Genomic DNA, 13,848 nt, shown 5'->3' with positions numbered 1-13,848 from the left:
GATAACGATAGGTAGCCTACTAAGTGTAAAATCTGGTATGATTCCATTCTCTTTTGGGCTTTCCCCCGTTCCACACCGTGCGTGAGACTTTCACCTCACACGGCGCTCCAGCAATTCCTAAGTTTGATTTCTACTAAGTCATAAACACTTCATTGGTTTAGTTCATTAGAACAAAGTTAGTTGTTCATAGTAAGTTTTGTTAGTACAGATTAAATTGTTTTTCACAAGAAATCGCAGTTTATTTAATTTCTCGATTTGTTTATCTGTCATTTTTAGTTTGTCCACTAGCTTTTTGGCCAGAGGTTCATTAGTTAGATGTATCAGCTTGTGAATTTCTGATTTTACGAGAATAAGATTTGCGTAGTTGTCGTCCTGCGTTTCACTCCATAATTGTTTGTGATGACAATGCATGTCTGTCAGTTCAAGCTTTTCATTCATAACCCCACATTTTCCGTTTTGTGCAACGAATAGGGAGATTCGATTATCATTGAACTCAATTGTTGCTCTGTCATTAATTACTGGATGTTCCCTTAGCCACCTTAATTCTGCTTCGGTCACGTTTTCCAGTCCTTTATGGATTAGTTTTCGTCCTTCTGGTGTGTACTTATTAATAGCTATACGTTTGCTCATAGGATTCTTATGCAGAATATACGCAAAAGGAAGAATTGGTTTTTTCATGTAGAATCTTATGGTTTTTGATCCGAGATAGGGAATAATTCCTTTATCTTTGCCACTATATTTACCTACCCTTGAGAAACCGAAGGTATCTGCTTTGCTAGCTCTTGGAAGCCGGTTGTACATTTTCCTAGTTAAGTTTCTTCCGGGCCAATGAAAATCTCGACTTACATGGGTGGCAATGCAATAGTAGTTGTGCGCTCCAATCACCATACTGTTGTACTTTCCAATATTCCTAATTATCTCTCGATGGCTTGCTGATTTTTGTAACTTTTTGATTTGGTCTGTTAATTTAGCTATTTGAATTTTGATAGCTTTTGGTGATACATGAGTCTCTGCCACGTATTTGGTTTTCCCCGTGGAAAGACGCTTACCTTTCTTGGTCGCCTTTAAGGTAAAACCAAGAAATTCGCTTCTTTCCCTTTTTAGGTTCGTCACTTTGGACTTTTCTTCAGAGATAGGAAGTTTCAATCTTTCCTCGAGCCATCGTTTACACGCTTTGTAAATCTTTTCGGCGTTGCTTCTTATATTCGTAAATATTTTGAAGTCATCTGCATACCTCACTATGTACATTGGTTTTAGTCTGGTTTTTTTAAGTTCGACATTCTCGTGTGAACGGTTTTGCGCTCCTTGCTTTGTTAGCTTGGGCGTCCTCTCTTTTACCACAAACGTTTCCCATTGTCGGCTTATCCACCAATCAAATTCATTCAGATTGATGTTGGCGAGCAGTGGACTTAATATTCCACCTTGCGGTGTTCCTTTTGTAGGATATATGGTTGAACCATCAGTCATTATAATTGGGGCTTTGAGTATCTTTCGTATAATTACTAACAGTTGTTTATCTCGTATTCCCAATGTCCATAATTGTCGCATTAGCTTTACATGGTTTACTTCATCGAAAAAGCCTTTAATATCGACATCTACCACGAAAGTTAAATCCTGCCGATTAATCTTTCTAACTGAATCTGCAATAGCTTGTTCGGCAGACCGATTAGGTCTGAATCCATAGCTCCTAGGGCAAAAGTGTGCTTCACATATCGGTTCCAGAACTTGCAAGATACATTGTTGGATAAGTCTATCCCAAAACGATGGTATGCCAAGAGGTCTGTTTTTTCCGTTTGGTTTTGGAATTTCCTTACGCCTAACTTTACCTGGTGTGTAATTTTTAAATCGCATTTTAACAGACTTAACAAAACTTTCTTGGGACATTTTTTCGACAGTTTTAATGGTAATCTTATCGACTGATGGTGTTCTACTTCCTTTATTTCGCTTAATATTTCGATAGGCTAGTAGGATATTCTTTTCAGAAACGATTATTTTCATTAGTTGTCGAAAGTTTTCTTTGTTCTTAGCCCTCTGATACAAGTTATCGAAAGTCTCTGTCATACTGTAGTATTCTGAGTTTCGGATACTTTTGTCTTTAAGCCTTTTTCCTACTGAGTGTTTATTCATGGTTTGTCACCGTCCTTTGAAATTCAGTGACCTTTTTAGTCCTACCAGAATCCATGCTAGGATTTAGTGAAATCATGTTTTAACCTTAGTTATTGCCTCGTGGCTGTTCCTCCAGTTCTATTACATAACCTTCATCGGTCGTGCCACTACTTTCATCTACCATTAAAGAGAGTTATATCCTTACGGAATTTTCCCCTCTAACTCGACATGCCTGCCTAGTTTTATTTCACACTATACGTTGGTAGCTTCCGACGTTCCTTTTCAGCTATCATTAATTATACTTAGGTGCTCACTCTACTCCGTGGTTTGCTCCACCGCCTATAACAGTGTAAGAATTAGGGCATCTTCGATTACCTTTGTTTCCTTAAACCAAGTCATCTTTTCAGACCCGACTCATTTCTAAGCCGTAAAGCTATCGAAGCGTACATTCGCGAGTTCGTCAGTGATTTATCACATTCTCACCGTATATAATCCACGGCATACATTACTCGTCCAGTTCCACCGGGTTTATTACTCCCTTTGGCTTTCGGTTACCTCATGAGAGGTACTTCGGGTTACTTTCATGCATACGTTACCCAGCTATGGTCGCCCAAGCCGTTGCTGCGACTTGAGGTTAGGGCGTATTACCGCAGAAGTTTCAAGGCGTTACTCAATCATTCCTTCTGTCACTGAAAAAGTTGTATCTCTTGTAATCTAAATTCAGATTCCATTGAGATCAATCCCTCCCCGTTAGGTTATTAGCCTAACTTTTGAGATTAACGTCTCGCACCAAAGAATGCTTTCATATCAATACAAATAATGACTCTGTTTGGCGGATATTCATAATCCATTGGAATAACTCCTCAAATAAAGAACGTTTGTTCTCTATTATATACGAACAAACGTTCTTTATTCAATAAAAACTCTAAAGTTTTCCCGATTATTGTTAATATAATAGGAGCCAAGAATATTACGAGTGAATTTGGAAGATAAAGGAGATGGCAAATGAATAAGAAAATGACTAATTATATTATCTTTTTTTCATGGTTTTTATTCTTAGTTCTTTTATGGATTGTCGTTTCATTATTCAAAGGTGAAAATGGACAGTGGTGGTCTATGTATCGTTTAAATGCAGACAAATACGGCCTTTGGGCTTTAGAGATTTCTTACATAAAGTTTAGTATTTGCTGCTTTTATCTCATTATCAATAGCTTACATAGTGAGTTTTGGATTCAAAAGAAAAAGATAAGGTCAAATAAAGTGCTTTGAAAGTAATATACATCGTTGGATTTAATCGGAATAAGAAATAATGATAAAAAGACCTTAATTAATATGTTAATAAGGTCTTTTCAGTATATATAAAATTTATTATGTATTTTATAGATATTAAATAATTGATTTTACTTTTGATGTTCAGCCCATTTTAAAAAGCTTTATAAGTTTCGTAGTACTATATTTATAAACTTTCTTGCATGTAATTAAATCCCATTAATTAACAGAATAATATACGCGTTTTGAATATTATTTATGGTCTTCTAAAAAAAAATATCCGTATTGAACTACTTAATGTACGCGATTTGAATAAAGATTTTGGTTTTTAATATTATTTTTATTTTAATAACGAATAATGAACGGAAAATTGATAATTTTTTAAATTTTATCAAAAAAGTTTATTTTTTATATTGAAATATGTAATTTGACTGTTTATAATACAAAAAAGATAAGTTATTTGCAGTTAAAGTTATCTGAAAATTTAATTTTTTATGAAGAATATTATTAATGGGGGTTTCACCGTGTCAAACAAAGTACCGTTTTCTTTTATAGTAATCATTGGTTTAATGTTATTTGCATTATTTTTTGGAGCTGGAAATTTAATATTCCCTGCCATGCTTGGTCAGTCAGCGGGAGCAAACATCTGGTCAGCAAATGCGGGTTTTTTAGTTACTGGAGTAGGCTTGCCTTTACTTGGTGTACTAGCTTTTGGATTTTCTGGAAAAGAAGATTTACAATCATTAGCAAGTCGCGTACATCCTATCTTTGGTTTAGTATTTACAACTGTTCTTTATCTAGCTATTGGACCTTTATTTGCTATCCCACGAACAGGTAATGTCTCTTTTGAAATTGGACTTAAACCTTTCATTTCTGAAGGCTCTAGTTCTATAGCTTTACTCATATTTACTATTATATTTTTCAGTATTACATGCTTTTTTTCTCTCAATCCGGCGAAAATTGTCGATATTGTCGGAAAATTCTTAACACCGATTAAATTAACATTCATTGGAATTCTAGTTCTAGTAGCTTTTATTCATCCTATTGGAAAATTTCAAGCACCTACAGAAAGATATGTAACAAACTCTTTTTTTAATGGATTCCAAGAAGGATACCTAACAATGGATACTCTTGCATCTTTCGTTTTCGGAATCATTATTATCAATGCAATTAAAGAGAAAGGCGCTAAAACAAAGAAGCAAATTATAACTGTTTGCCTAAAAGCTACGGGAATTGCTGCTATTATTCTTGCAACTATCTATTCTGCCCTTTCATATATGGGTGCTTCAAGTGTAGAAAAGCTTGGGCATTTAGATAACGGAGGTGCGGTCTTAGCAAAAGTATCTAATTATTATTTTGGAGAATACGGAGGCGTACTGCTAGGCTTAATGATTACAGTAGCTTGTCTGACAACTAGCGTAGGACTTATTACTGCATGCTCTTCTTATTTCCATAAATTATTACCATCTATTTCTTATAAGAAAATTGCGATTAGCCTATCCATATTTAGCGCAATAATCGCAAATGTCGGATTAAATCAATTAATTTCTTTTTCAGTACCTGTTTTAACAGTTCTCTATCCATTAGCAATTGTTCTAATCTTTTTGACATTCCTTCATTCTTTATTTAAAGGATGTGCTGAGGTATACCAAGGTAGCCTATTCTTAACGTTTGTTGTAAGCCTAGTAGACGGATTAAATGATTTTGGCTTACACATCTCTGGTATCGATCAATTATTTACTTACTACCTCCCTCTTTACCATATCGGATTAGGCTGGATATTCCCAGCAATCATTGGAGGCCTTTTGGGTTATGGAGTTAACTTATTTAAAAACAAAGAGCAAATTACTTCTAGATCAACAAGGTTAAATAAATAATAAGTTCACTTTAATTATCTTAAATAAAACAAATACAATACAAAAAGAGTCTTTACTTCTTATGAGTCAAAGACTCTTTTTGTGAGTTTTCTAATATATTTAGACGATGCCTCTTCTTTTGCATTTTTTATAATTAATTTAAATGAATAATTATATTGTTCATAAAACTAGTTCGTAAAAGTCTGTATCTTCAAGAGGGCGTTCGTAAATTCTCTTTAAACCTAAATGAACGATAAAAATAATAGATTTTTTATATACACAAATTGTTTGTAAAGGTATACTTTTACGGACAAGATATTTAAATCTATTACAAGACGTTAAAGTAATTATTAGGGTTAATAAAATAGAAAGCTGCCTCCGAGCTTCAGGATAGGCAGCTCTTTATAAACTTTAAAAATGAACAACTAGTGGTCTAACTCTGTAGTTTTCCTAGTCGTTGAAATATAAACGTTTGGCTGATGCTCTATTGCATCGTAAGTATTTTGCTCTAGTTATTGTACTTTATTTATGATAGGCAAAAAACTGTTTGTGACTTTGATTAAGTTAAGGTAAGAGTGAATACATAACTTTTTTGTAACGTTATTAATTTAGAAGATATAACTAAAAGCATGGAGAGGAGTCGAGGAATTTTTTAATAAAAAAACCGATTCTCATTTTTATCTTTGGGAATCGGTTGGTGGATCAGTTTTATATTCCATATAGATTTTCAACTAAAATCATCCTTACTTTACTTTTGTTTTTAAAATTGCATTTCCATAACTATCCATTGATTTAATATATGCTTCTCTTACGTTAGAAACTAATTCAATTATTTTTCTCATTTTGTTTTCCTCCTTTATGATTTGTTGTTTTAATTATGTCATGTAGGGTCTTATTTAAGCAAAGTCACTGAAAACGGAAACAACAGCCATGAAAGCGAAAACATTGGCATTTAAAGCGCGTGAAATGTAGTGTTTTCTTACTATTTCGTGTCTTTTCTCCATTTTTCAGTATTTTTTAGTAAAATTAAAAAATTAAACGAAAATCCTTTAGGTTTTTCTCTTTTAGTACATATTTTTCCTTGTTTATGTCGAGACCTCAATAAGAAGAGGCAGAATGGCGTCTACTGTTATATTAAGTTATTTACTTTTGATAATACTTGTTATGATAACTAAAATAAGAATTTGTTTAACTTCTTTTTAAGACTTTAAAGGTTTCCCGACAATCAAAAAAACCTAATCCGGATTTAGATTAGGTTTTGGCTTTAATTAAAAAAGATTAATTATTACTTAATTGAATTATTAGATTAGAGTATCAAACAGATAAAATAATAATTGTTTATTCCTTAGTAACGATAAGCTCAATATTATTTTCTTTAGCATAATTTTCATAACTTTCATCTGGAAAATCATCCGTTATTAAGTAATCAATTTCTTCCAACCCGCAATAAGTGACCATGGCATACTTGTCAAATTTAGTATGATCTACTAATAAAAAAACATCTGCGTTTCCCTTTACTATTATTTCTTTTATTCCACTTTCAATGGGCGATGAATTTGTGACTCCATTTAATATTGAAACACCTGTTGAAGCCATGAATACCTTATCAAAATTATATTTCTTAAAAGAATCTGCATGACTATGACTAGAAAATGATTTAGTAGCACGTTCGAGTAAACCGCCAGTTGAAATCACACTTAAACTTTCAAAGGGTAAGGCTTCGATTATAATATCCAGGTTATTAGTAATGATAGTCACTTGTTTGTTTTTTAGAAATGTAATCATTTCTAATGTAGTTGTACCTGAATCTATAAATATTACATCTCCATTTTCTACATAACCAGCTGCAGTTTTAGCAATTAACTTTTTTTGAAACTGATTTCGTGCTTTTCTCTCGTTAAATGATTCAAGTTTTGCATGGTTTATAGCTACTCCACCATACACTTTTTGAACCATCCCTTCTTTAATTAGCTTTCGAATATCACGTCTAATTGTGGTCTTGGAGACACCAAAAACAGTACTGAGATCATCTAACGAGGCAGATTGGTGTTCAAAAACATATTCCTGAATTTGTTGAATTCGCTTAGTTTTTAACATTCCCATCCTCATCCTCAAATTGTAAATTTAAAGTCAGTTCCCTCAAATGAGTCCATAGTTATATATGCTGAAAATCTCTTACTTTTCATTAATAATCACTGCGCTTTTTCAAGTGAGAATTATTTACTTCACCAAGAGATATTAAGTTAATGCTTGATTATCCAGAGAATAAAAGACTAAAAAATGCTTTACCTCTTAATTGAAGTAAAGCACATTTTCAAATTTTAATTGATTCCTCTATACATCAGTTATATATAGAATAAATTAAATCACTTTTGAAAGTTATTGATACTCTACCCAAACAGCACCATTATCAGCAGAACGTACACAATTCTCTACCCATCGAACCCCTTCCACTCCTGCTTTAATATCTGGATACCACATATTCTCTAATGTTTCCCCACGGTCTGCAGCATCCATCGCTAAGGCGAAACGCGCGTATAGATTTGACCAGCCTTCAAATAGCCCCTCAGGGTGTCCTCCACCTATACGATCATCAACTAATGCTTCAGGGTAAAGGTAATCCATTCCTCGATCTAAAACCTGAGCTGGCTTACCTTGGATCTCATAGCGTAATTGATTAGGGTGCTCATCCCACCATTCAATACTAGCTTTTGAACCAATCACACGGATAGTTTGGCCATGCATAGAACCAGCATTTACGCATGATGACCAAACGGTTCCAACCGCACCATTATCATATTCCATAATTGTAAAAGCGTTGTCTTCAAGTGGAGCGCGACTTTCTACAAAACTTTGACGAGAACACATTAATCTCTTGATTTTTAGGTTAGGCAACATTACCTCAGACAAGTAAAGAGGATGAGTGCCTACATCACCTAATACATAACTAGGTCCAGCTACTTTAGGATCAACACGCCACTTTGTACTTGCATTACCTTTCTCTACTGCGGATGAATGGAAACCGTGAGCAAATTGCATTTTAACAATTCTAATTTCACCTAAATCTCCATTTGCAATCATTTGACGTGCTTGTTCTATCATTTGATGTCCTGCATAACCATATGTAACCCCAACAACACGATTCTTCTTTGTAGCAAGAATCTCCAATTCTTCTGCCTCTTTACTCGTAAAACATAATGGTTTCTCACATACCACATGTAAGCCAGCATGTAATGCCGCCTTGGTAATTTCAAAATGTGTTGCGTTTGGAGTAGCAATTGAGACAGCTTGAATGCCGTCTTCACGTTTAGCTTCTTCTTCAAACATGGTTTCATAATCAGGGTAGCAACGCTCCGGATCAACATGTAAATTGACACCAAAGTCCTTCCCACGTGCTGGATCGATGTCAAAAGCTCCAGCAACTAATTGAAAGTTATTATCTCTTAACGCAGCTGAACGGTGGATATAACCAATTTGACCTCCTTTTCCGCCGCCTACCATTGCCCAACGAATTGGACTTTCTATCTTTTTCTCTCCGTAAATCATTCTCTACATCCCCTTTTCTCTCAACCAAATTTTTATTAATACCCCACACTTTTTAAATAATCAACGCTTTGTTTAACATCACGTAAACTCGTGTCAGAGTTTCTAGGATCTCGCTCTTGTTCAATTGTGATGTATCCATGGTAATTAATTTCTTTCAATAATTTATGAATCAAATTGTAATCAATGACGCCTTGTCCAATCGGGCACATAACCCCTTTACCGCAAGCATCGAAAAAGCGAATACGTTCTTCCATTACTTGTTTATATATATCAAGATCAATATCTTTAAAATGAATGTAATCTAATCGATCTGAGCACTTTTGAAGCCACTCTAACGGATCCATTTTTGAATAGTATAAATGCCCTGTATCTAGGCAAAGCCCCGCCACTTCATAAGGTATATCCTCTAAAAGTTTTTCAATTTCGTCTTCAAATTCAATGTAACCACCTGCGTGTGGATGAATGACAGAACGTACTCCATATTTTTTCCATGCCCTTTCTGCCAGTGCACGAATATGGCCCATCATATTACCCCAGTCCCTTTCAGATAATCGTACTGCCTTGTCAGGGTGACCCGCATAATAATCTCTCTCATCATGTCCCCAATCAATAATTACCAAATAGGGAGTTAGAAATTTTTGTTCTTTTTCTTGTGGAATTGAAGGTAGTTTTGTTATTAATGAACAAATATCATCGACCTGATGCAATAAGTTTTCTAGGTTAGACTCTGATACTAAATCATCAAAAATAGTTCCTGCTATTATCGTTAAATCATTTTTAGAGAGCTCTGCTTGTACTCTTTCAATATTCATGGGTATATATCCATATGGACCTAACTCAATCCCTTTATAGCCAGCTTGTGAAGCTTCATTTAAAACTTTCTCCCACGGTGGAAGATATGGGTTTCTGGGATCATCAACGCCCCAACAACAAGGCGCCCCTGAAATTTTTATACTCATCTATAACCCTCCTATTTTCTATATATTTAATTAAGCGTTTTCATATTATTGTTTAAGTGTTCTTCTAAATCCCAAAGTTTACTTCTACTGGGCCTTGTCTATTGGAGTAATATTACTTTTCTTATCATATTTTAAACGAAACTCTTCTTCTAGTTCCTCAAGTGAACGGCCATTTGTCTCCGGCATAAATTTATATACAAACCAAATACCTAATAATCCAAGGAATACGAAACTTAAGAATGTTGCGGACAAACCAATAGAGCTTAGTAAGACCGGAAATGAAAAACCAATTATACAGTTTACTATCCACAAGAAAAATATGCTGATGCCCGAACCAAGTCCTCTTAATCTCTGTGGGAATATTTCTGCAATAACTAAAAATGTCACTGGACCTATGCATCCCTGCATGAATGCAAGAAATAAAACAGTTAAAGAAAGTACAACATACGGAAGTAACGCAGAGCCTTCAAGTATATTAGAAAATATGGAAATCAGTAAAAGCGCAGATGAAGTTCCAGAAAGCCCAACGATTAACATAGGACGACGGTTAACTTTTCCAACCAGCCATATACCGAAACAAACAGCAATTACCGAAATTAGCCCGTTAGCAATGTTAGCAATCAAAGCTGCTTTTGTACCAAAACCAGATTCCTGAAGAATTTGAGTGCCATAATACATAATTGAGTTAACACCGGTAATCTGATTAACAACAGCCACTCCAATTCCAATGAATAAAATACGCTTCAGCCAAGGTGTAGAAAAGTCTTTAATGGAAGCTTTCGGAAGCTTTGAATCTCGTTTTACTGCCTCTTGTATTTCTTCAAATTCAGCTTCAGCTTGCTTTTCATTCCGAATTTGTTTTAATACCCGTAAAGCCTCATCTTTTCTTCCTTTGGAAGCTAGCCAACGTGGGCTTTCTGGAACAATTAACATACCGATAAACAACATTACAGCTGGAATTGCACATAAGATAAGCATATATCGCCAGACATGTCCAATATCTCCCCATACCACACCAAGAATAGCATTAAAAACGTAGGCCAATAATTGCCCTCCGGTAATCATAAGCTCGTTTTGGGTAACCATTCTTCCCCTTTTGTCTGCTGGTGCCATTTCTGCTAAAAAGGCTGGTACCATTGAGGAAGCTCCTCCAACGGCTAGACCTAGCATAAATCGGAAAAATACCATAATTGGAACGTTAGGAGCAAAAGCTGTGCCAATCGTTGCAATTAAAAATAATAAAGCAAGATTTAGAATTGTTTTTCGACGTCCATAGTGATCCGCCAGTCGTCCACCTAAAAATGCACCGATTGCTGCTCCAAAAAGCAATGAACTTGTAACAAAACCTTCTGTAAACGGTGTTAAATTAAGTTGATCAGCTCTGGACATAAAAGGTAGGGCCCCATTAATTACCCCCGTGTCATAGCCGAATAAAAGTCCACCAAACGTAGCAGAAACCATAATGGTTTGTAAATAACTCTTATGATTTTTTGGCTTTTTAATTGCTTGATTACTCATGCATTATCATCCTCATTGGTCATATTTTATTAACTCCAATTAATGCATTAATTCGTTTGTCCTTATTTCTCAAACTAACAAGATAAAAAAAGCTTGTGATAACATTGATAGGTAGCGCTTTCATTTACCTTAATAAAAGAAAATCACCACTCACTATTGGTAAAACTGAAGTATCTTAAATAACCTTACTCTACATCCCTATATCCTTAAATTTCTTTATAACAACTTACTTTCTATAATTATCAATTTCGTTTTCCATTACTAACTATGTAGTAGATAGATTATATAGTGTTTGTCCCCTCACTTTTATCTCAATTTTTTCATCATTCTATATTCATCTCCTCCTCTAAATCTTCTTTACACATATATGGACTACTCACAAAAATGTAAAGCGCTTTATATTTTGTTTAAAGCTATACAATAAGCATTTTTAATATATTGTTTATTCAAATTACCGAAAGCGCTTTATATTTTGTAAACTAATTGTATAATATTCAGTATATTTTGTAAATATATTTTTGAGGTCTATATTCTTATTTTTATTATAAGGTTCATTTCATTTATGGTGGAAGGCAGCGATAGTTCAATAATGCCTATCCTTTTTAGAAAAGATAGTCTATTTTATACAATGGATAAATTTAAACATAAAGCGCTTTATATATTGCCTTTATAAAAATTAATCGACCATTTTTGTATTACCACACTATTCTACATACTTTATAAACCTTAAATTATAAACTTGAACATGTAAAAGCATATTATTTAACCGATATATTTGAGAAAAAGGCGAGTTTATTATGGAGTCTTTGCTTCATAATTAAAAGTGATGCTGAGCATATATGCATGTTCAGCATCACCATAATATAAGAATTCAAATATTAAGCTAGCTTTATTAATACCCCAGTGGCTCTTTTTAACATGAATTTGTTAGCTTTTTCTGTTTATTTTTCCTTTCCAAATACCACAACTATATTGGTAAATCATTCACTTTGTAGAGGAGCTATATTTCTAGATTGTACCGGACAAAAACTCGTTGATTTTCTAATAATCAACTTAGGTAACATTAAAATCTTTTGTTTCTCTATTGTTTTCCCTTTTATCTCTTCGATAAGTAAATCCACAGCTTGAGAACACATATTTTGAACAGGTACTTCTACTGTTGTTAAAGGAGGGTCACAACTTTTAGATAACAAGGTATTATCAAATCCGGTGATGGACAGATCTTCAGGAACTTTTAAACCTTTTTCTCGTGCTCCCAAAAGAGTTCCAATTGCTAATACGTCGTTACAAGACATAATTGCAGTAGGCGGGTTGAAAGAATCCAATAAGCTTGTTGTTAAAAGCTGTGCATGTTCCGGGCTTGAATCACTAGTCATAATCAGTTCTTCAGGAATATCCAAATCATTATCTTTTAATGCTTGTTTGTATCCACGTATACGCTCCTGACTACTTGAATTGTCCTCTGCAATAACTGCAATTCTTCTATGGCCTAGAGAGATTAAATGAGAAGCTAACTCATATCCACCAATAAAATTATCAACCGTTACGGTGGTAAGAGATGAATACGGCTGAGATTCAGAAAGAAGTATAACTGGAATATTATCCTTTACCAATTCTAAGGCTATTTCTCTGTTTCTAAAGCCACCGGCTAGAATAAATCCATCTACACGTTTCTGTCTTAGCAAAGATACGTATCGTTCTTCTTTCTCTAACTTCAAATCGGTACTACAAACCACAACATTAAATCCATATTCATGTGCCCGGTCCTCTACTCTACGAGCCATTTCTGCAACTATAGGGTTAGCTATATCCGGTAACAGAAATCCAATTGTAGATGTTCGCTTCCCTGTTAAGGCAGATGCAACCACACTTGGTTTATAATTTAGTTCTTGCATTACTTTTAAAACTTTTTGTTTTGATTTCTTTCCTACTGGTTGATTATTTAAAACCTTTGATACTGTAGATATAGAAACTCCTGCTTTTTCTGCTACATCATAGATAGTTGATTTCATTCATTATATACCTTCTTTCTATCATACGATTCACCAGTTCAGTTACTTTTATAGTAACTTCCTTAATCGGCTTTATAACCTTAAATAATTAATGCGATAACTTCTGTTTTTTGTCTCTTTTACTCAAGAATACTTATTAATTGATATAATCACTATTGAAAAGCGCTTTAGATATGTTAAACAAAAGATATTATAAACAATCTATAATATCTTTTATTTCAAAAATATAGAAAGCGCTTTATATATTGTTATTATATATGTATATTCCATTATTCTCAATGTTATTGGTATTAAATTACAGATACTAGTGAAACTTATCTCTCCTGTTAGACATACTTTTATGGAGGAGAGATAAATCTATTACATGATGTTAAAATTATTATCGTTGACAAAATAAAAAGCAACCTCGGCAGTGGACGCGAGGTTGCTCAAAAATAGGGTTACGTTGAAATTTGTAAAAATAGTCTGATCTTTAATATAGCATATTTACACTTAAAATCAATTATTTAGAGGTTTCAGCATATGTATAAAAGGAGCTCTTTTTATACATTCTCGTTTCTTTCAACTACCCAAAGAACGTAG

At 34.0% G+C, this 13,848-nt stretch carries 8 protein-coding genes; 2 read left to right on the top strand and 6 right to left on the bottom strand.

Annotation, left to right across the window (positions count from 1 at the left end):
• Positions 1-165: 165 nt before the first annotated feature.
• Positions 166-2,127, bottom strand: coding sequence for a group II intron reverse transcriptase/maturase (ltrA, locus tag ACOZIR_RS27900; protein ID WP_421536095.1), 1,962 nt, complete (start codon positions 2,125-2,127; stop codon positions 166-168).
• Positions 2,128-3,111: 984 nt separating this feature from the next.
• Between ltrA and ACOZIR_RS27895 the strand changes: the two genes are divergently transcribed.
• Positions 3,112-3,375: a hypothetical protein gene (locus ACOZIR_RS27895; protein ID WP_237758354.1), complete on the top strand. Its 264-nt coding sequence runs from the start codon at positions 3,112-3,114 to the stop codon at positions 3,373-3,375.
• A gap of 524 nt (positions 3,376-3,899) precedes the next feature.
• Positions 3,900-5,252 (top strand): branched-chain amino acid transport system II carrier protein, encoded by a 1,353-nt coding sequence (gene brnQ, locus ACOZIR_RS27890; RefSeq protein ID WP_045289585.1) that lies wholly within the window; start codon positions 3,900-3,902, stop codon positions 5,250-5,252.
• A gap of 1,317 nt (positions 5,253-6,569) precedes the next feature.
• On the opposite strand, the gene ACOZIR_RS27885 is transcribed toward brnQ, so the two are convergent.
• From ACOZIR_RS27885 to ACOZIR_RS27865, 5 genes are all read right to left on the bottom strand, one after another.
• Entirely contained in the window at positions 6,570-7,328 is a 759-nt protein-coding gene (locus tag ACOZIR_RS27885; RefSeq protein WP_045289586.1) for a DeoR/GlpR family DNA-binding transcription regulator, read from the bottom strand.
• Between the two features lie 282 nt (positions 7,329-7,610).
• Complete coding sequence (locus ACOZIR_RS27880; protein ID WP_045289588.1) at positions 7,611-8,777, bottom strand: Gfo/Idh/MocA family protein; 1,167 nt, start codon at positions 8,775-8,777, stop codon at positions 7,611-7,613.
• Positions 8,778-8,812: 35 nt separating this feature from the next.
• Positions 8,813-9,736, bottom strand: coding sequence for a sugar phosphate isomerase/epimerase family protein (locus tag ACOZIR_RS27875; protein ID WP_045289590.1), 924 nt, complete (start codon positions 9,734-9,736; stop codon positions 8,813-8,815).
• Positions 9,737-9,820: 84 nt separating this feature from the next.
• Positions 9,821-11,254: a sugar porter family MFS transporter gene (locus tag ACOZIR_RS27870; protein ID WP_080890116.1), complete on the bottom strand. Its 1,434-nt coding sequence runs from the start codon at positions 11,252-11,254 to the stop codon at positions 9,821-9,823.
• Positions 11,255-12,234: 980 nt separating this feature from the next.
• Entirely contained in the window at positions 12,235-13,266 is a 1,032-nt protein-coding gene (locus ACOZIR_RS27865; RefSeq protein ID WP_045289592.1) for a LacI family DNA-binding transcriptional regulator, read from the bottom strand.
• Between the last annotated feature and the right edge of the window lie 582 nt (positions 13,267-13,848).

Source organism: Priestia sp. D3YE.R1, from assembly GCF_049199565.1.
Lineage (GTDB): Bacteria > Bacillota > Bacilli > Bacillales > Bacillaceae_H > Priestia > Priestia aryabhattai.
Note: the sequence above shows the minus strand (reverse complement) of the source record. Positions and strands in the feature narration are given on the sequence as shown.

Coding starts and splice junctions, on each gene's coding strand:
- ltrA (WP_421536095.1), bottom strand. CDS start 2,127: ATGAATAAACACTCAGTAGGAAAAAGGCTTAAAGACAAAAGTATCCGA.
- ACOZIR_RS27865 (WP_045289592.1), bottom strand. CDS start 13,266: ATGAAATCAACTATCTATGATGTAGCAGAAAAAGCAGGAGTTTCTATA.
- ACOZIR_RS27895 (WP_237758354.1), top strand. CDS start 3,112: ATGAATAAGAAAATGACTAATTATATTATCTTTTTTTCATGGTTTTTA.
- ACOZIR_RS27885 (WP_045289586.1), bottom strand. CDS start 7,328: ATGTTAAAAACTAAGCGAATTCAACAAATTCAGGAATATGTTTTTGAA.
- ACOZIR_RS27875 (WP_045289590.1), bottom strand. CDS start 9,736: ATGAGTATAAAAATTTCAGGGGCGCCTTGTTGTTGGGGCGTTGATGAT.
- ACOZIR_RS27870 (WP_080890116.1), bottom strand. CDS start 11,254: ATGAGTAATCAAGCAATTAAAAAGCCAAAAAATCATAAGAGTTATTTA.
- ACOZIR_RS27880 (WP_045289588.1), bottom strand. CDS start 8,777: ATGATTTACGGAGAGAAAAAGATAGAAAGTCCAATTCGTTGGGCAATG.